This is a genomic window from Limnobaculum parvum (assembly GCF_003096015.2).
Taxonomy (GTDB): Bacteria; Pseudomonadota; Gammaproteobacteria; order Enterobacterales; family Enterobacteriaceae; genus Limnobaculum; species Limnobaculum parvum.
Genome location: NZ_CP029185.2, coordinates 164,548 through 184,262 on the forward strand (window position 1 = coordinate 164,548; position 19,715 = coordinate 184,262).

At 47.0% G+C, this 19,715-nt stretch carries 16 protein-coding genes; 9 read left to right on the forward strand and 7 right to left on the reverse strand.

Features of this window, described 5'->3' with window-relative positions:
- Positions 1 to 48 precede the first annotated feature (48 nt).
- On the forward strand, positions 49 to 2,844 hold the full coding sequence (gene polA, locus HYN51_RS00310) for a DNA polymerase I (RefSeq protein WP_108901022.1): 2,796 nt from the start codon (positions 49 to 51) through the stop codon (positions 2,842 to 2,844).
- 852 nt (positions 2,845 to 3,696) lie between these two features.
- On the opposite strand, the gene yihA is transcribed toward polA, so the two are convergent.
- Complete coding sequence (gene yihA / locus HYN51_RS00315) at positions 3,697 to 4,347, reverse strand: ribosome biogenesis GTP-binding protein YihA/YsxC (RefSeq protein WP_108901023.1); 651 nt, start codon at positions 4,345 to 4,347, stop codon at positions 3,697 to 3,699.
- 696 nt (positions 4,348 to 5,043) lie between these two features.
- Between yihA and yihI the strand changes: the two genes are divergently transcribed.
- On the forward strand, positions 5,044 to 5,592 hold the full coding sequence (gene yihI, locus HYN51_RS00320) for a Der GTPase-activating protein YihI (protein ID WP_108901024.1): 549 nt from the start codon (positions 5,044 to 5,046) through the stop codon (positions 5,590 to 5,592).
- Positions 5,593 to 5,795: 203 nt separating this feature from the next.
- Positions 5,796 to 7,169 (forward strand): oxygen-independent coproporphyrinogen III oxidase, encoded by a 1,374-nt coding sequence (hemN, locus tag HYN51_RS00330; protein ID WP_108901026.1) that lies wholly within the window; start codon positions 5,796 to 5,798, stop codon positions 7,167 to 7,169.
- A gap of 200 nt (positions 7,170 to 7,369) precedes the next feature.
- Here hemN and HYN51_RS00335 read toward each other — a convergent pair whose 3' ends face one another.
- From HYN51_RS00335 to glnA, 5 genes are all read right to left on the reverse strand, one after another.
- A complete protein-coding gene (locus tag HYN51_RS00335; protein WP_108901027.1) occupies positions 7,370 to 7,804 on the reverse strand; it encodes a GFA family protein in 435 nt (144 codons plus the stop codon).
- A gap of 51 nt (positions 7,805 to 7,855) precedes the next feature.
- Positions 7,856 to 7,984 carry a YshB family small membrane protein gene (locus tag HYN51_RS16215; RefSeq protein ID WP_329958623.1) on the reverse strand — a complete coding sequence of 43 codons (129 nt, stop codon included), beginning with the start codon at positions 7,982 to 7,984 and terminating at the stop codon, positions 7,856 to 7,858.
- Between the two features lie 197 nt (positions 7,985 to 8,181).
- Positions 8,182 to 9,606 (reverse strand): nitrogen regulation protein NR(I), encoded by a 1,425-nt coding sequence (gene glnG / locus HYN51_RS00340; protein ID WP_108901028.1) that lies wholly within the window; start codon positions 9,604 to 9,606, stop codon positions 8,182 to 8,184.
- 7 nt (positions 9,607 to 9,613) lie between these two features.
- Positions 9,614 to 10,663, reverse strand: a complete 1,050-nt coding sequence (gene glnL, locus HYN51_RS00345) for a nitrogen regulation protein NR(II) (protein ID WP_108901029.1) — start codon at positions 10,661 to 10,663, stop codon at positions 9,614 to 9,616.
- A 162-nt stretch (positions 10,664 to 10,825) separates the two neighbouring features.
- Positions 10,826 to 12,235: a glutamate--ammonia ligase gene (gene glnA, locus HYN51_RS00350; RefSeq protein WP_108901030.1), complete on the reverse strand. Its 1,410-nt coding sequence runs from the start codon at positions 12,233 to 12,235 to the stop codon at positions 10,826 to 10,828.
- 365 nt (positions 12,236 to 12,600) lie between these two features.
- On the opposite strand from glnA, the gene typA reads away from it, so the two are divergent.
- Both typA and yiaY read left to right on the forward strand, forming a co-directional pair.
- On the forward strand, positions 12,601 to 14,427 hold the full coding sequence (gene typA, locus HYN51_RS00355) for a ribosome-dependent GTPase TypA (RefSeq protein WP_108901031.1): 1,827 nt from the start codon (positions 12,601 to 12,603) through the stop codon (positions 14,425 to 14,427).
- A 285-nt stretch (positions 14,428 to 14,712) separates the two neighbouring features.
- On the forward strand, positions 14,713 to 15,864 hold the full coding sequence (yiaY, locus tag HYN51_RS00360; RefSeq protein WP_108901032.1) for an L-threonine dehydrogenase: 1,152 nt from the start codon (positions 14,713 to 14,715) through the stop codon (positions 15,862 to 15,864).
- A gap of 61 nt (positions 15,865 to 15,925) precedes the next feature.
- Here the strand turns inward: yiaY and HYN51_RS00365 are convergent, their stop codons facing one another.
- Positions 15,926 to 16,330, reverse strand: coding sequence for a YidB family protein (locus HYN51_RS00365; RefSeq protein ID WP_108901033.1), 405 nt, complete (start codon positions 16,328 to 16,330; stop codon positions 15,926 to 15,928).
- Positions 16,331 to 16,655: 325 nt separating this feature from the next.
- On the opposite strand from HYN51_RS00365, the gene yihX reads away from it, so the two are divergent.
- From yihX to fabY, 4 genes are all read left to right on the forward strand, one after another.
- A complete protein-coding gene (yihX, locus tag HYN51_RS00370; RefSeq protein WP_108901034.1) occupies positions 16,656 to 17,249 on the forward strand; it encodes a glucose-1-phosphatase in 594 nt (197 codons plus the stop codon).
- Positions 17,250 to 17,370: 121 nt separating this feature from the next.
- Complete coding sequence (locus HYN51_RS00375) at positions 17,371 to 18,270, forward strand: virulence factor BrkB family protein (RefSeq protein ID WP_108901035.1); 900 nt, start codon at positions 17,371 to 17,373, stop codon at positions 18,268 to 18,270.
- Positions 18,267 to 18,701 (forward strand): D-aminoacyl-tRNA deacylase, encoded by a 435-nt coding sequence (gene dtd, locus HYN51_RS00380; protein ID WP_108901036.1) that lies wholly within the window; start codon positions 18,267 to 18,269, stop codon positions 18,699 to 18,701. Before HYN51_RS00375 ends, dtd begins: the two co-directional genes overlap by 4 nt.
- A gap of 64 nt (positions 18,702 to 18,765) precedes the next feature.
- The gene (gene fabY, locus HYN51_RS00385) at positions 18,766 to 19,674 is read left to right on the forward strand and encodes a fatty acid biosynthesis protein FabY (RefSeq protein ID WP_108901037.1); all 909 of its coding nucleotides are present in this window, start codon (positions 18,766 to 18,768) and stop codon (positions 19,672 to 19,674) included.
- Positions 19,675 to 19,715: the final 41 nt, after the last annotated feature.

Below are 19,715 nucleotides of genomic sequence, written 5' to 3' on the forward strand. Positions count from 1 at the left end.
ATGGCATGCTTACCATTATTGATGAATCAAACAGCAAAGAATCATTTTATGGCTAAGATTGCAGAAAACCCACTGGTGCTTGTTGACGGCTCCTCTTACCTTTATCGCGCGTTCCACGCATTTCCACCGCTAACCAACCGTGAAGGGATCCCTACAGGGGCGATGTATGGCGTACTGAACATGTTACGCAGCCTGATAGCCCAATGTCAGCCAAGCCATATTGTGGTGGTATTTGATGCCAAGGGAAAAACCTTTCGTGATGAACTGTTTGCTGAGTATAAATCTCATCGCCCGCCTATGCCGGACGATCTGCGAGCCCAAATAGAGCCATTACATCAAATGGTGAAAGCGATGGGGATCCCGCTATTGGTTATTCCCGGTGTAGAAGCGGATGATGTTATCGGGACTTTAGCACTGAGCGCCGCAGCAAAAGGGCGTGATGTACTCATTAGCACCGGCGATAAAGATATGGCGCAGCTGGTAACGCCACAGGTTACGCTGATTAACACCATGAACAACACCATTCTTGGTCCAGAAGAGGTGTGCGAAAAATATGGCGTTCCCCCTGAGTTGATTATCGATTTCCTCGCATTGATGGGCGATTCTTCCGATAACATTCCTGGTGTTCCCGGCGTAGGAGAAAAAACGGCTCAGGCCCTACTACAAGGGCTGGGTGGATTAGATACCTTATATAGCCAACTGGATAAAATTGCTGATTTGAGTTTTCGTGGTGCGAAAACCATCGCAGCAAAGTTGGAACAGCATAAAGAGGCGGCATATCTCTCTTATAAACTGGCTACCATCAAAACCGATGTGGAGCTGGAAGTTAATGAGCAGGACTTAGCGCTACGCGAACCTGAAGTTGATGAATTACGCGAGCTGTTTGCCCGCTATGAGTTTAAGCGTTGGCTGGCTGAGCTGGAAAGTACCGGCACGCTGAAAGCCGGTAGTAAGAGCAGCGCCGTAGGTAAATCGGCTCCGGTTGCCTATCAGGCCGTCGCTGCCGCACCGGAAGTTTCTGCTACGTTATCTCAGGAAGGTTATGAAGTTATCCTTGACTGGGACAGTTTTAACCGTTGGTTAAAGCAGTTGGAGCAGGCCGAACTGTTCGCTTTTGATACTGAGACTGATGGTTTGGACTATATGAGTTCCAATCTGGTGGGGGTCTCTTTTGCTATTGAGGCAGGTAAGGCAGCCTATGTGCCTTTCGGCCATGACTATATTGGTGCACCGGATCAACTGAATGCTGAAGCGGTGTTGAAAGCCCTGAAGCCGCTGTTAGAAAGCGAAAAAGCGCTGATCGTTGGTCAGAACCTGAAATTTGACCAAAGTATGCTGACGCGTTATGACATTCATTTACGCGGAATAGAGTTTGATACCATGCTGGAGTCCTACGTGCTAGACAGTGTAGCGGGGCGCCACGATATGGATAGCCTAGCAGGCCGCTATCTGAATCATAAAACCATCAGTTTTGATGAACTGGCAGGCAAAGGCAAAAACCAACTGACATTTAATCAGTTAGCCATCGAACAGGCTGGGCCTTATGCCGCAGAAGATGCAGATGTGACATTACAGTTGCATCAGGCGATGTGGCCGAAGTTGCAGCAAGAACAGAACCTAGAGCGCGTTTTTCGTAACATTGAGATGCCGCTGGTTCCGGTTCTGTCACGCATTGAGCGCACTGGCGTACTGATTGACGCTCAGATTTTAAATCAGCACTCGACGGAATTAGCCCAGCGCTTAAAAGAGCTGGAAGATCAGGCCCATGAGCTGGCTGGCGAGCCGTTTAATCTCTCTTCTACCAAGCAGCTACAGGCGATTTTCTATGAAAAACAAAAATTGCCAGTACTGAAAAAAACACCGGGCGGCGCACCGTCGACCAACGAAGAAGTGCTGGCTGAACTGGCGCTGGATTACCCTCTGCCAAAAGTGATTTTAGAACATCGTGGGTTGGCTAAGCTGAAAACCACCTATACGGATAAGCTGCCGCTAATGGTGAATGCGGTTTCTGGTCGAGTTCATACTTCTTACCATCAGGCAGTGACGGCAACCGGTCGCCTCTCTTCCAGCGATCCTAACCTGCAGAATATTCCGGTGCGTAACGACGAAGGGCGTCGTATTCGTCAGGCGTTTATTGCCCCTCAAGGTTACCGGATTATGGCGGCCGACTATTCTCAAATTGAATTGAGAATCATGGCGGACCTGTCTGGAGATAAAGGATTGCTGGATGCTTTCGCTCAGGGCAAAGACATCCACCGAGCAACGGCAGCAGAAGTATTCGGGATGCCGCTTGAGCAGGTTACCGGTGAGCAGCGCCGAAGTGCGAAAGCCATTAACTTTGGTTTGATCTACGGAATGAGTGCATTTGGCCTAGCGCGTCAGTTGGGGATCCAACGCGGTGAAGCCCAGCGCTATATGGACCTCTATTTTGATCGTTACCCGGGCGTACTAGAGTATATGGAACGCACTCGCGTACAGGCTTCTGAGCAAGGCTATGTCGAGACGCTGTTTGGCCGTCGCTTATACCTGCCGGATATTAAAGCCAGCAACGGTATGCGCCGTAAAGGCGCTGAACGGGCAGCAATTAACGCACCTATGCAGGGCACGGCGGCGGATATCATTAAAACCGCCATGATCGCAGTGGATAGCTGGTTGCAACAGCAGGACGCGCCATTAGTGAAAATGATTATGCAGGTACACGATGAACTGGTGTTTGAAGTTCATGAGACGGTGCTGGATGCTTCAGAAAAAACTATCCGCCAACTTATGGAGCAGTGTGTAAAACTCGCAGTGCCAATGAAAGTGGATGTTGGGGTTGGGATGAACTGGGACGAAGCGCACTAAATTATTTCAGATTTAGCTGATTCAGAAGACCCGACGTAATAAACGTTGGGTTTCTTAATACCTGAATATTCATTCTATTAATAACTTACTTTTATTATCAATAGATTCCCATGTAGCTTAATCCGGCAAACAAGAATTCACCGCCCGGTATAAGTAGTACTATTGCCACAATGAATGAAAGAATAAGTTACTTCTTTCTAGGCATATACCTTTCTTCAGGATTAAACCTTCTGCTAAGAATTACTCCAACTTTTTTCGAAGTAACCCACTCTACGATTATGGAAATACCAACATAAAGCCCTAGTAGCACTAGATAACTACCGCCAATAAGTAAAGCGGTATATATAATTTGATATTTATTTTCTGTGGTTGTTATAAAATTTATTATGATGTGATTCCGAACTAGGTAAGGAAGTCGTCAAATTTTATTACTTCTGCTTATGATAGCTGTTTAGATATTTTTTTACGTTTGAATATAAGCAAAAACCACTCAGGTTGTAATAGCCTCATCATTCACATCACCAGCGGCATAATAGTCTGGCGCTGTAGTTTCTATGCCTTCATTGACAATAAGATAGCCTTAATTATCTCTGCCGATAGGTCTGTAATTAAACTACATAAACTGATTTTTTTTGTGATAAAAATCCCAATATGTAACAGACTGGTTTGTAATTTTATTACAAAAATTGCTTTGCCCTGTGGGAGAAATGGGGTAGAGTTAGCGGCGTAGGGTACAGAGGTAAGATGTTCTATTTTTCAACCCTGTAATAGGATTGGCTTTATATTAGCCGCCCCGTTCGTTTGAATGGGGCGTTTTTTTATCTGAAATTCAGGAAAGAAATAGGGCGGGACTTACTCGGCAGGCTGATCGTCAATCTCTTCATCACTATGATTAAAATCCAGATTAAACCATTCATCCAGTTTAAAACGCAGTGTATCAACCCCCAATTTCTTCAGGGATGAGAACATCTCAACCTGAATATCACCCTGAAACGGTAAAATCGCTTCGCGTACCATATTAAGTTGAGCTTTACGGGCACCAGAGGCCAGTTTATCGGCCTTGGTGAGTAAAATCATGACCGGCAGCTCTACGTCCACCGCCCATTGAATCATTTGTTGGTCCAGATCTTTTAGCGGATGACGGATGTCCATCAAAACCACCAGACCTCTGAGGCATTCACGCTTTTGCAGATATTCTCCCAGTGCGCGTTGCCATTTACGTTTCATCTCTTCTGGAACTTCGGCGTAGCCGTATCCCGGTAAATCCACCAGATGAAGATGTTCTTCAACCTTAAACAGGTTAATCAACTGAGTTCGCCCCGGTGTTTTACTGGTGCGGGCTAGGTTCTTTTGGTTGGTTAGCGTATTCAGGGCGCTGGACTTTCCTGCATTAGAGCGGCCCGCAAAGGCGATCTCAATACCAAAATCAGCAGGCAGATGGGTAATGTCCGGAGCGCTGGTGACGAAATGTGTCTTATGATAGTTAAAGTTTTTCAGTGTCAAAACGTTCGTCTCCGCGAATAGCAAATTTGGCTGGCAATTATACTGTCTTCCGTAAGAAAGGGTGAGTTTATTGTCAATTTTCCCTATAGGTAGCAGATATTGTGGTAATAGCCAGCTAACCCTTGTGAGACATTTGCCATAAGAAAGTAGGGCAATGTCCTCTTTTTTTATTATCCCTACGGTTTAACGCGTTTATTATCAGGCGGTTATTTTGTAGGACAGAAAAAACTAGTATTAATACTAGTTAGTGACTTGTTTAGCCGGAGCAGCAGAGTAAAGTACGCATCAAGCAAAGGGATGCACCAGGATAGACATTCACAGGATGTGAATCTCACGGAAACATCAGGATGATGTTTATAGAGTCAGAAGGAAATACCTAAAGGAATTAGGTAGCGTGTTACAGGATGGTAGCACGGATAAGGAAGTCAGGATACGCAGAAGCGTAGTTCAGGAAGAACTAGAGCTAAGGATAGCACCAGGGATGAGCATGTTTCTCTAGGAAGAGATCAAGGGCGATTACCAGGGACTGGAAGTATAACAAAAGGATAGACCGGGACGTTGTTTGTTCACAGGGATGAGATTAGGAAATAATTTTTCCTCTAATGGTTCGAGATTAAGGCGACAGATAACTCTGTCGCCTTTTTTCTTGGTTTCTGCTAGATTCCGACCCAATATCTCCACTTTAGAGAATTCGCTATGAAGCAGCCGCAAAATACCGCTAAAGGCAACAATAAAGTCGCCAAAGTAAAGCGTAAAAGTCGTGAAGAAGTTGATGCCGAAGCCCGGGCGCGTAAGCGTGCGAAAAAACGTCGGGGAAATTCAGCCGGTGCGCGTACTAATGTAGATTCCCAGTCCGGGAAAAACCAGAAATCTACCGGTGCCTTTAAAGATCCGCGTATTGGCAGTAAAACGCCGGTTCCGTTGATTGTAGAAGGTAATCAATCCGTAGTGGCAAAGCCTAAGGCACCGAAACCGCCAAAAGTCGCCAGCATACCGCCAGAGCAAGAATTAGCCCTGTTAGAAAACGACGATCGCCTGAATGAATTGTTGGATGCCGTTGATGATGGCAAGAAATTGTCGGCGGAAGAGCAACGTTACGTGGACAATACCCTCGATCGCATTGATGAATTGATGTCTATTCTGGGCATTGATTTAGGGGATGACGAAGACGACTTGCTGGATAACGAGCAAGAACAGAAAGAAGATATTGTAAAATTACTCAAAAGAAACAGTCCTCAAGAGTAAATAATCGACTATGCAGTTCGTATTCCTGCTACCAGGCCTGATACTGGCATGTTATCTGGTCTGGTTATTAGGTAAACTATTATGGCTGAACCAACTGAAGCTCGGTTGGCGCTCAGCCAAAACCCCCGGTATTAGAACAGGCAGCGCCATAAAAAACGTGAATAGACCATCGGGGAGACAAAAAAATAAGACGGAGTGAGCAAATGTCGACGCAGATGATTGATTGGGATCTGGCCCTTATTCAGAAATATAACTATTCAGGGCCTCGGTATACTTCTTATCCAACGGCGCTTGAGTTTAGCGAGCAGTATGGTGAAAGCGATTTTCTGTCGGCGGTAGCGCGATATCCTGAGCGCCCCCTCTCCCTCTATATTCACATTCCTTTCTGCCACAAGCTCTGCTATTTCTGTGGTTGCAACAAAATAGTCACTCGTCAGGGGCATAAAGTTGAGCAGTATCTTGACGTGTTGGAACAAGAGATCCGTCATCGTGCTCCGCTGTTTACCCATCGTCAGGTCTCACAAATGCACTGGGGCGGCGGGACGCCAACCTACCTGAATAAGCAACAAATCAGCCGATTAGTGGGAATACTGCGCCAGCATTTCAACTTCCAACCGGATGCTGAAATTTCTATTGAAATCGATCCACGAGAGATTGAGTTGGATATTTTGGATCACCTGTATTCAGAAGGTTTTAACCGTATGAGTATGGGGGTGCAAGATTTCAATAAGGAAGTGCAGCGTTTGGTGAACCGCGAGCAGGATGAAGCGTTTATATTCGCCCTGATCAAGCGAGCTAAAGCACTGGGGTTCCGCTCCACGAATATTGATCTGATTTATGGCTTACCAAAGCAGACAGCAGAAAGCTTTGCCTTTACGCTACAGCGCGTGGCTGAACTGAGTCCGGATCGCCTGAGTGTATTTAACTATGCACATTTACCCAGCCGTTTTGCTGCCCAGATTAAAATTAAAGATCATGATTTACCTTCCGCTAATGAAAAGCTGGAAATCTTGCAGGAAACCATCAGTTCATTAACCAATAATGGCTATCAGTTTATTGGAATGGACCACTTTGCTCGTCCAGATGACGAACTGGCCATTGCTCAACGTGAAGGGCATTTGCACCGTAACTTTCAGGGATATACCACCCACGGCGACAGCGATTTGCTGGGTATGGGCGTCTCTTCCATCAGCATGATTGGCGATACTTACGCCCAGAATCAGAAAGATTTAAAGGCTTACTACGCCAGCGTTGAAGAGAAAGGCAATGGGTTGTGGAAAGGGCTGGCGATGACGGAAGATGACTGCATCCGCCGTGACGTGATTAAAACCCTGATTTGTAATTTCCACCTAGACTTTGGCCCTATCGAAAAAGCCCACGGTATCCGTTTTGCCGAATACTTTGCGGAAGACCTGAAACTGCTGGCCCCGCTGGAAAAAGATGGATTAGTCACCATTAATGACAAAGGTATCGATGTAACCGGCAAAGGCCGTCTGCTGATCCGCAACATCTGTATGTGTTTTGACGTTTATTTGCGGCAGCAAGCACGGCGGCAACAGTTCTCGAGGGTTATTTAAGTAGTTAAAGCCTACTTAATTAAGCCGAACGGAGGGAGAGATTTCCGTTGGGGTCGACTTGGCGTAAGCCAACGAAGCGCCCCTAGGGAATCTAGGCCCGACGCACTCTGATGCTAAGTGCAGATGCCCTCCCGGCCGAGCACAAAAATGAGATAAGCAGCATCGTTTTTACGGCCGGAATATCCTCAGAAGCTGACCTGTTATATCTCCCCACTTTCCCGCAACAACCGCATCACGTCCTCCCCCGTTAACCGCTCCGTCTTATTCCCAAAACAATAAAACTTCGGTTGATTATCAACAAAGATCTCGGCGGTCAGTTTTAGCTTATCCAGTTCCGACTCACTCAGTTCCAGAGAAGAGTAAGTGACGTAGGTTTGTTCGCCGTTTGCGGTTTGCCAGAACAGAGAGGTTCCGCAGTGTTCACAAAAACCGCGTTGCCCCCACTCTGAGGATTTATAGTGTTTTAAACCCGATGGATCACGAATAACAAGAGAGTTTTTAACATCAAGAGAGAGAAAAATCCCCCCAGCCCAGCGACGACACATCGAACACTGGCAGGCGGATACCTGATAATCTTCCAGAGAAACTTCAAATTTTACGCTGCCGCACAGGCATGTTCCGTTGACCTTTTCCATTATTTTTATCTGCTGTTAGTCCTGATTACCCTCCAGTATAAAAGGAGAAAATCAGGAGAATAGAACAAACATAATCACACACAAGAGCGCTGCAAAAGCAGTTTGAGGTGACTGGCCTGTCACTGCACCGACTTCGGTGCTGAAGTTAAATAAATGCGCTAAGTATTCCAGCATGAGCATGCTCCGTACTGACTTGGGGAATGATTATTGACGTCATAATACGCAGGTGATGAAATCTGTAAAGTACAAATTTTCACCAGAAGTATCTAACGTTTAGGTTTGATGATTTGCGCCAAGAATATTAACGTTTGATGGGAAAATGCGGGCTGAAGGACATTAGAACTTTTTAATCCGGCATCCATGCCGGTCAGAACCGGTTATTCAATATCCAGCTCTTTCAATTTGCGGGTCAGGGTGTTTCTGCCCCAGCCAAGTAATTGTGCCGCTTCTTGCTTGTGCCCGTGGGTATGACGTAAAGCCACCGATAATAGCACACGTTCCATATCCGGCAGGGCTTCAGACAACAGGTCTTCTTTGCCAGAAGACAGCGCTTGTTCGGCCCATTTTTCCAGCGACAGTGTCCAATGACCGTCGAATGTGGCGGCTGCGGCGTGGGATTCCGGTGTTTGTTCATCATAAACAAACAACTCTTCCGGCAAGTCCTGCGGCAATACCTCTTTGCCAGCCGCCATGACGGTGAGCCAACGACAGGTATTTTCCAATTGGCGAACGTTACCTGACCAGGTCATTTGGCTCAGTGCCAGTTCAGTATCCGGATGTAGGATTTTGGCTTCAACCCCCAGTTCCTGAGCAGTGATCAGCAGGAAGTGGCGTGCTAAACGGGGAATATCCTCCCTGCGTTCACGCAGCGGTGGCAGATGAATACGGATAACATTCAGACGGTGAAACAGATCTTCACGGAACTTGTGATCCTTTACCAGCAGTTCCAGATTCTGGTGGGTCGCAGCAATAATACGCACATCGACTTTGATAGGTTCATAGCCACCTACGCGATAAAACTGGCCGTCCGCCAGAACTCGTAACAGACGGGTCTGAACTTCCAGTGGCATATCGCCAATTTCATCTAAAAATAGTGTGCCGCCATCGGCTTGTTCAAAGCGCCCCTGACGTACCTGACCTGCACCGGTAAACGCGCCTTTCTCATGGCCGAACAGCTCTGATTCAATCAGATCCTTGGGAATCGCCGCCATATTCAGGGCAATAAATTTACCGTTGGCGCGCGGACTATGGCGGTGCAAAGCATGGGCCACCAGCTCTTTACCGGTACCTGACTCGCCGTTGATCAATACACTAATGGATGACAAAGAAAGGCGGCCGATAATGCGATACACATCCTGCATAGCAGGGGCTTCGCCGATAATATCGGTGGTTGGCCGGCTGTTTTGGATTGTCCGTTCCGGTTGGCGAGTCTCCCGATAGTGACTGATTGCTCGCTCGGTTAGAGCAACGGCTTCATCAATATCAAAAGGCTTAGGTAAATAGTCGAAGGCACCAAACTGATAGGCGCTGACAGCCGCGTCTAAATCCGAATGAGCGGTCATAATGATAACCGGTAACAGAGGGTACTTCTGTTTGATGGTTTGCAGCAGCGCCAAGCCATCAATACCCGGCATGCGGATATCGGATATCAATACGTCTGGCGCACGTTTTTCCAGCGCGATTAAAACCTCGTCAGCAGAATCAAAGCTGGTGCACTGCATATTGGCGCCGGTCAGTGCCCGCTCCAATACCCAGCGAATAGCGCTGTCGTCATCAACAATCCAGGCTGTGCCTTGACTCATAGTAACCTCACTGACGAATGGGCAGGAACACCGAAAATTCGGTGTGGCCTGGCCAACTGTTAAACTCAATTTTTCCCCGATGCTGGTCAATCAGACTACGGGCAATGGATAGGCCAAGCCCGGTGCCTCCTTCTCGTCCGCTAACCATAGGATAAAAGAGGGTATCCTGTAGCTGTGGGGGAATTCCGGGGCCGTTATCTTCAATATCAATTCGGGCGCATAAGCGATAACGTATGCCGTGAAGTGTCGTTTGGGAGGCGGTGCGGGTTCTTAATGTAATAGACCCCCCCGATTGCCCCAGCGACTGCATGGCGTTTCTGGCGATATTTAACAGCACTTGTTCAACTTGTTCCGGATCGTGAATTAATTCCGGCATACTTGGGTCATAATCGCGAACGATGGCGACATTATCTGGCTTTTCCAGTACCAGCAACTGGTAAACTCGTTCAGATGCTTGATGAATATTTTGAACTACTCGCTGCCCCGGATGCTGTGGTCCGAGCAACCTGTCTACCAGATTACGCAGCCGGTCAGCTTGTTCAATAATAACTTTGGTATATTCCACCAACGCAGGGTCGGGTAACGCTTTAGCCAGCAGTTGAGCGGCTCCGCGCAGCCCGCCTAACGGGTTTTTGATCTCATGCGCTAATCCACGTACCAGTTCTCTTGCCGCGGTCTGTTGTGAATGTTGCAACTGCTCCTGACTCAAACGCCGATGATTATCCAGCGCCGATAGCTCCATCAGAATGTGCTCATCCGCCAGTAACTGAGCGCTGAGGGTGAGGATATGGAGATGACTATCTACCACCATCGTCACTTCGTTGTCGGTAAATCCTTGGCCTTCGCGCAGGCTAGACCACATCAGATCAATATCCAGAGAAAGATAATCAACCAGATTGGGCAGTGGGGTACCAAATAGCTTACGGGAACTTTGCACCAGCAATTGCTGAGCGGCAGGATTGGCGTACTGAATGGCTAATGAAAAATCCAGAATTAACACACAAGTTATCTGTGAGTTAAGAATTTGCTCGGTATCCGGCAGCGCTGGGTTTTCCATTAGTGGCTCCTTTGCACTAAATTGGGGCGTTGTTTGATAAGGTGCATTAAACCTGTCAAAACAGCCCCGCAATGTGGTCAGGTGAAAAAAGCCCATCAAGTGATGGGCTTAAACCCTAACGTAGATAACACCGATATGATATCTCGGCATTACGCAAAGAGATTACACGCTGTAGTACAGTTCGAATTCCAGCGGGTGCGGAGCCATACGTACGCGGTTCATCTCTTCTTGCTTCAGTTCGATATAAGCGTCGATAGCATCGTTAGTGAACACGCCACCACGGGTTAAGAATTCACGGTCAGCATCCAGAGCATTCAGCGCTTCTTCCAGAGAGCCTGCAACGGTAGGGATGTTTTTCGCTTCTTCTGCCGGTAAGTCATACAGGTTCTTATCCATCGCTTCGCCCGGATGGATTTTGTTGACGATGCCGTCAAGGCCGGCCATCAGCAGCGCAGCAAACGCCAGATACGGGTTAGCCGCAGGGTCTGGGAAACGCACTTCAATGCGGCGCGCTTTCGGGCTGGCAACCACAGGAATACGGATTGATGCAGAACGGTTACGCGCTGAGTAAGCCAGCATAACCGGCGCTTCGAACCCTGGAACCAGACGCTTATAAGAGTTGGTGGTTGGGTTTGACAGTGCGTTAATCGCTTTAGCATGTTTGATAACACCACCGATATAGTACAGCGCCATCTCAGACAGGCCGCCGTACTTGTCGCCAGCAAACAGGTTAGTACCGTTTTTAGCCAGTGACATATGGCAATGCATACCAGAACCGTTGTCGCCCACTAATGGCTTAGGCATAAAGGTGGCCGTTTTACCAAATGCGTGGGCAACGTTGTGTACCACGTATTTGTAGATTTGGGTTTCGTCCGCTTTTTTGGTCATGGTATTGAAGCGAGTAGCCACTTCGTTTTGACCCGCGGTAGCCACTTCGTGGTGGTGAGCTTCAACCACCAGACCCATTTCTTCCATGGTCAGACACATGGCAGAACGCAGATCTTGTGATGAATCAACCGGTGGAACCGGGAAGTAACCGCCTTTAACCATAGGGCGATGGCCTTTGTTGCCACCTTCGTACTTGGTGCCGGTGTTCCATGCTGCTTCGATATCATCGATATGGTAATAAGCACCCGCGATAGAGTTGCCGAAACGAATGTCGTCGAACAGGAAGAATTCTGGTTCTGGCCCGAACAGTACGGTGTCGGCAATACCGGAAGAACGCAGGTAATCTTCAGCACGTTTAGAGATGGAACGCGGGTCACGCTCGTAGCCTTGCATAGTACCAGGCTCAAGAACGTCACAGCGGATAATCAGCGTTGTATCGTCAAAGAATGGGTCGATAAGCGCGGTGCTTGGGTCGGGCATTAACACCATGTCAGATTCGTTGATGCCTTTCCAGCCGCCAATGGATGAACCATCGAACATTTTTCCATCTTCGAAAAAGTCTGCATCAACCTGATGAGCCGGGATAGTAATATGTTGCTCTTTACCTTTAGTATCGGTAAAACGCAAATCGACAAACTTCACTTCGTGCTCATTAAGCATCGTCAAAACATGTTCTGTAGACATTGGTGTTCTCCCGCTGGCGGTTATTATCGAGTCATAATTTGGCATCGGTGCCATGAGCTAAAGTTATGCTATAATCGTGCCAGTTTTTATTCCGGTCCATTAAATAGCAGTCTGTAGCGGCTATGACTTCAGAGTATGAACGAAAAACATTTTTTTGCACCAAATTACGCACTAAATTAGTGCGTAACTTAGGGTCAATGACTTAATTTGGTGCAAATCGCTTTTTAAATAGACATTTTCTACCGTGAATGAGATCACAAACTGTCCAGCCGTTGGTTGTTTTTGACAGATCTTTGTGATCTTGTTTAGTAGTTCGTCTAAAGTGTGTACAATAACGCGCTATTTCTAATGCCTGAGGCAAATCTGTGATTGAGAATCTACGTAACATCGCTATTATCGCGCATGTAGACCACGGTAAAACGACCCTGGTTGATAAGCTACTACAAATGTCAGGAACTTTAGGGGAACAACGTAACGAAGCGACTGAGCGCGTTATGGACTCCGGTGACCTCGAAAAAGAACGCGGGATTACTATTCTGGCTAAAAACACCGCCATTACCTGGAACGGTTATCGCATTAATATCGTTGACACTCCGGGACACGCCGACTTCGGTGGCGAAGTAGAGCGCGTAATGTCAATGGTTGACTCGGTGTTGCTGGTTGTCGATGCAATGGACGGCCCAATGCCGCAAACACGTTTCGTGACCAAAAAAGCGTTTGCTAACGGTCTGAAACCTATCGTGGTAATTAACAAAGTTGACCGTCCTGGTGCGCGTCCTGACTGGGTTGTTGATCAGGTGTTTGACCTGTTCGTTAACCTTGATGCTACCGACGAACAACTCGATTTCCCAATTATTTATGCTTCTGCATTATTGGGTATCGCGGGTAACGACCATAACGAAATGACTGACAACATGGATCCCCTGTTTGAAGCTATCGTTAAGCATGTTGCTCCACCAGATGTCGATAGTGACGGTTCGTTCCAGATGCAAATCTCCCAATTAGACTACAACAACTATGTTGGCGTTATTGGCATCGGCCGTATCAAGCGCGGTAAGGTTAAACCTAACCAGCAAGTGACTGTTATCGACAGTGAAGGTAAAACGCGTAACGGTAAAATCGGCAAAGTATTGGGCCATATGGGCTTGGAACGTATCGAAGCGCAAGTTGCTGAAGCGGGCGATATTGTTGCCATTACCGGTCTGGGTGAACTGAATATCTCTGATACCGTTTGTGATATACAAAGCGTTGAAGCTTTACCCGCACTCTCTGTTGATGAACCAACGGTAACCATGTACTTCTGTGTAAACACCTCTCCGTTCTGTGGTAAAGAAGGTAAATACGTGACTTCACGTCAAATCCTCGACCGCCTGAACAAAGAGTTGGTGCACAACGTAGCGCTGCGCGTTGAAGAAACTGAAGATGCCGATGCTTTCCGTGTATCAGGCCGTGGTGAACTTCACCTGTCTGTTCTGATCGAAAACATGCGTCGTGAAGGTTTCGAAATTGCCGTTTCTCGTCCTAAAGTTATCAACAAGGTAATTGATGGTCGTAAACAAGAGCCGTTTGAAAACGTGACGCTGGATATTGAAGAACAGCATCAGGGTTCAGTCATGCAAGCCATGGGTGAGCGTAAAGGCGATGTGAAGGACATGATCCCGGACGGCAAAGGTCGTATTCGTCTGGATTACCTGATCCCAGCTCGTGGTCTGATCGGTTTCCGTACTGAATTCATGACCATGACTTCTGGTACCGGTTTACTGTACTCAACCTTCAGCCATTATGATGATGTGCGTCCGGGTGAAATCGGCCAGCGTCAGAACGGCGTATTGATCTCTAACGGTCAGGGCAAAGCGGTCGCATTCGCACTGTTCAGCCTGCAAGATCGCGGTAAGTTATTCCTAGGTCACGGCGCAGAAGTGTATGAAGGCCAGATTATTGGTATTCACTCACGTTCTAACGACCTGACAGTGAACTGCTTAACCGGTAAGAAACTGACTAACATGCGAGCGTCCGGTACTGACGAAGCGACAACACTGGTGCCTGCTATCAAGATGTCTTTGGAGCAAGCGCTGGAATTCATCGATGATGACGAATTGGTTGAAGTAACGCCGGTCTCTGTACGTATTCGTAAACGTCATTTGACTGAGAATGACCGTAAACGTGCTAACCGTGGCCCGAAAGAAGCCTAATTAGTTACCAAAAGTGGCAATGAAAATTGCCCAGCGTACTGAATCTGAAAGGGCAATGTTTATTGCCCTTTTCTTTTTTATTTTTCTGCAAACATCTCTTACGTCTGATGTTTGGGCACCGAGCGTCACATCTGGCTAAGCGTGCAAAGGATTAATAGCTTTTCTGTAATAATTCTCCCTGATTTTTATATTAGTGACAGTCAGTTACCCTGATATGATAACTCTAATTGGTTATTTCAATCTTTATCATTTATTTCTTATCTACTACCTATCAGGGAGTTTTCTATGTCGGTTTCTACTTTTTTTATTCCATCGGTCAATATGATTGGTTCAGGTTGTCTGAACGATGCGGTTAAGGCAATGCAAAGCTATGGCTATCAGCGAGCACTGGTTGTGACAGATGCTGTGCTGAATAAGATTGGCCTAGTAGATCAAGTCCGATCGCTACTAAATGAAGTCGGTATTCAGAGCGTGGTATATCAAGGAACAAATCCTAATCCCACCACTATCAATGTGGCTGAAGGGCTGGCGATTCTGCACCAAAATGGTTGTGACTGTGTTATTTCTCTGGGAGGCGGTTCGCCCCACGATTGTGCTAAAGGTATTGCACTGGTGGCGACGAATGGGGGGGATATCAGAGATTATGAAGGCGTCGATCGTTCAGCTAAGCCACAGTTGCCATTAATTGCCATTAATACCACGGCGGGTACCGCTTCTGAAATGACTCGCTTTTGTATCATTACTGATGTTGAGCGCCATATTAAGATGGCGATTGTGGATAAACACGTCACACCAATTCTGTCAGTTAATGATTCACAACTGATGGCCGGAATGCCAAAAAGCCTGACGGCTGCAACGGGAATGGATGCGTTAACCCATGCCATTGAAGCCTATGTATCAACCGCAGCAAACCCAATTACCGATGCTTGTGCATTGAAAGCCATTACCATGATTTCCCACTCTTTGCTCACTGCCGTTGAGCAGGGGGACAATCTTGAAGCCAGAGAAACCATGGCTTACGCTCAATTTTTAGCCGGCATGGCATTTAATAACGCCTCTCTGGGCTATGTTCATGCTATGGCGCATCAGTTGGGGGGATTTTACGATTTGCCTCATGGCGTCTGTAACGCGGTGCTGTTACCTCACGTAACGGCTTTTAATGCCAGCGTGTGTGCGGGTCGTTTAAAAGATATCGCGCATGCTATGGGCGTTGACGTGAAAGGGATGACAGACCGTGAGGGTGCTGATGCCTGTATTGCCAGTATTCGCGCATTATCAAAAGCGGTGGGAATTCCATCTGGGTTGAGCGTGCTGAAGGTAGAAGAGAAAGATTTTCCGATATTAGCCACGAATGCTCTCAATGATGCATGCGGTCTGACTAATCCCGTTCAGGCAACGCATAGTGAGATTATGGCAATTTTTGAGGTAGCGATGTAACGAGAGAATTTCGTTGCGGCAAGTATCAACCTATGCCGCAACGTTATTCAGTTCAGTGCAATTAACCGAATAGTTTGCCTTTTAGCAGGCTCATACCCAGAGACATTAAGTCTGGGTTAGCCGGCACTTCGCCTTTTGGAGACAGCTTATCAACGATATCAGGTAAGAATTGAGCAATAATGCCGGAAGTTTCCTGGCTGCCCATACCTAATTTAGAGGATAACTGCTGCAAAGCGACTTTGCTGATAATATTCTGAACTTGCTCTCCAGAGATAGGCAGGTTAGCGCCAGTGCCAATCCATGACTGAACGACTTCAGACAGGCCGCCCTGACGGAATTTGTCTAACAGGCCGGTGATGCCACCTTGCTGCTCAACCCACTGAAAAATTGCCATGTAATCAACAGAACCGCTATTGTTGTTACTGTTACCGCCCAGCATACCGCCTAATTGATCTAACAAACCCATAACCTTTTCACTCCTGAATTATATGAAACCGTGGGTATAAAACGACAAGAGTTATACCCTAATCATCCTTAATTTGTCTACGTGATGCCCTTGTTGCACTCAAATTAACCAATCTTGAGCCACTACGCAGAGTAGGTGTGAATTATATCCTAACCGGCCTGTCAGCATTAATTTTTATCGCTAAATAATTAAGCTAGATGGTTTACCCACTGATAATTAACCAACTAACATAAAAGAGAAGCTTACTGATTTTATGATGCTCAGGTGAGGATAACTGTGGTAGCGTAGTGTTGTGACAAACCATCAAATCATGCAGGTGCACATCATGTTGTATATCTTTGATTTAGGGAATGTGATTGTCGATATAGATTTTAAACGCGTATTGGGCGTTTGGAGTAACTTAAGCGGGGTGCCTTTAGCCACATTAAGTGAGCGTTTCACGATGGGAAAACCGTTTGAGTTGCACGAGCGTGGTGAAATCAGTGATGAAGAGTTTGCATCACAACTGTGCGAAGAGATGGGCGTAACGCTGAGCTTCGAACAGTTTACGGCGGGTTGGCAGGCCATCTTTATTGGTCAGCGTGATGACGTACTGGAGATCATGCGCCGTTTGCGTAAAGAGGGTAACCGGGTCGTCATCTTATCGAATACTAATGTATTGCATTGCAGCTACTGGCCGCAGCAGTATCCGCAGGTTATTGAGTCTGCCGATCGCATCTATTTATCTCAAGAACTGGGAATGCGTAAACCTGAGGTCGGTATTTATCATCATGTTTTACAGCAGGAAGGCGTTACTGCTCAGCGTGCTATTTTCTTTGATGATAATTACGACAATATTATTGCTGCTGAAGCGCTGGGAATTAATGCGGTGCATGTGGTTGATAATAAAGTTATCCCAGATTATTTTGGTGCAAATTAAGTTAATTTTTGCATGCTAAACGGGCCGGTTTCTTTGCCTTATGGGTGAAGTAAGCTGGTCTGTATCGTTATTATCCGACTATCTTAAAGGAAAAGGCGATTCGAGAGAAAGCGAGTATCTTATGTCACATCTATCCCATGTCCGGGGACCCAAGAGAATTAAACCGATAGTTGCTTATGCGCAGCTCCTTTGGGCTAGGGCAAACGAAGATCGTCTGCAAACGATGGCGGGTAATTTGGCTTATGTTTCCCTGTTGTCTCTGGTGCCACTGATTACCGTGGTGTTTTCTTTATTTGCCCTGTTTCCGATGTTTGCTGAAGTGAGTGTCCAGCTAAAAGCTTTTATATTTAATAACTTTGTTCCCGCCGCCAGTGAGATAATCCAAGCCTATCTTGAACGATTTGTGGCTAATTCCAATAAAATGACGGCGATTGGTATTTGTGGACTCATTGTCACCTCGCTGTTATTGATTGGTTCGGTGGATACGGCACTCAATACGATTTGGCACAGCGAACGCCAACGGCCAATGATCTACTCTTTCGCCGTATACTGGATGGTGCTTACCCTCGGGCCTCTCATGGCGGGCGCCAGTATGGCTATCAGCTCCTATTTCCTCTCCCTGAGCTGGTTTCATGACGGTGATATGGGCAGCATTATCGATCGGATATTGCGTATTTTTCCGCTGATCCTCTCTTTTGTTTCATTCTGGATACTGTACTGCATTGTGCCGACTGAAAGGGTTCCCACTAGGGATGCTGCCATTGGTGCATTGGTGGCAGCGTTACTGTTTGAGCTGGGAAAGAAAGGGTTTGGTATGTACGTCACGATGTTCCCCGCTTACCAGTTGATTTATGGCGTGTTGGCCGTGATTCCGATTTTATTTGTCTGGGTATATCTTAGTTGGTGTATTGTACTTTTTGGCGCAGAAGTGACAGTCACGTTAGGGGTATACCGCAAGCTGCGTGAAGAGTATGAAGCTAATAACAACACTAACAATGATTCAGGAACAACAGAGCAATGATTGCATTAATTCAACGGGTAGCGCGTGCTGACGTGGTCGTCGGTGGTGAGAGGGTGGGTGCAATAAATCGAGGACTGCTGATATTGCTGGGCGTAGAAAAAGACGATACCAATGAAAAAGCAGAGCGTCTGTGCGAACGCGTATTGGGCTATCGTATTTTTAGTGACGATCAGGGCAAAATGAACCTTAACGTACAGCAGGCTGGTGGTAGCGTACTGGTTGTTTCTCAGTTTACATTGGTGGCAGATACCCAAAAGGGAATGCGGCCCAGCTTCTCCCGAGGCGCGACGCCACAGGATGCTGAGCGGTTATATCATTACTTTTCCGACTGCTGCCGTCGAACCATCACCACCGAAACCGGTATTTTCGCCGCAGACATGCAGGTATCGTTAGTGAATGATGGCCCGGTCACCTTCAGCCTTCAGGTTTAGCACCAACAGTTGTTGATGAAATAAAGCGTTTCACGATAAAACAGATAAAACTAAGAGAGCTTTTATGTACCACCTGCGAGTACCGCTAACGGAACAGGAACTAAACGACTACTATCAGTTTCGCTGGGAGATGCTACGTAAACCCTTGAATCAACCGGCCGGCTCTGAAAAAGACGGCTACGATATGATGGCACACCATCAGATGGTGGTAGATACTCAGGGCAACGTGGTTGCCGTTGGGCGGTTATATATTAATGCCGATAATGAAGGCTCTATTCGCTTTCTCGCCGTGTCGGCCAATGTACGCGGTAAAGGGCTGGGTACCCTGATTGCGATGACACTGGAGTCTATCGCGCGTCAGGAAGGGGTAAAACGGATCGTCTGTAGCGCCCGGGAAGAAACCGTGGCCTTCTTTGATAAGCTGGGTTTTACCAACCAAGGTGAGATAACCACACCGCAAACCACTCCCGTGCGCCATTTCCTGATGAGAAAACCTATCGTAACGCTGGATGACATCCTTCATCGTCCTGACTGGTGCGCTCAACTGCAAAATGCTTGGTATCAAAATATCCCCCTGAGCGAAAAGATGGGGGTACGTATCAGCCAATATACCGGTCAGCGATTTATTACGACCATGCCGGAAGGGGTGAACACCAATCCTCACCATACAATTTTTGCCGGTAGTCAGTTCTCTTTAGCCACGTTAACCGGCTGGGGATTAATTTGGCTGTTGCTGCAAGAGCGCCAGTTGGGTGGTTCTATCGTGTTGGTAGATGCCCATATTCGCTATCAAAAACCGGTAACCGGGCGACCAACTGCGGTAGCCAGTCTGGACTCAATGAAAGGCGATTTAGATCGCTTGGCCCGGGGCCGTAAAGCACGGGTTCAGTTAGAGGTTACCGTTGCCGGTGAGCAGGATGTGGGGTGCGTGTTTGAAGGGACGTATATGGTTTTACCGGAAGGCCAGGAGTAATTTTAGTTTTTTGCCCTTCAAATACGCGCACTGAAATTCAA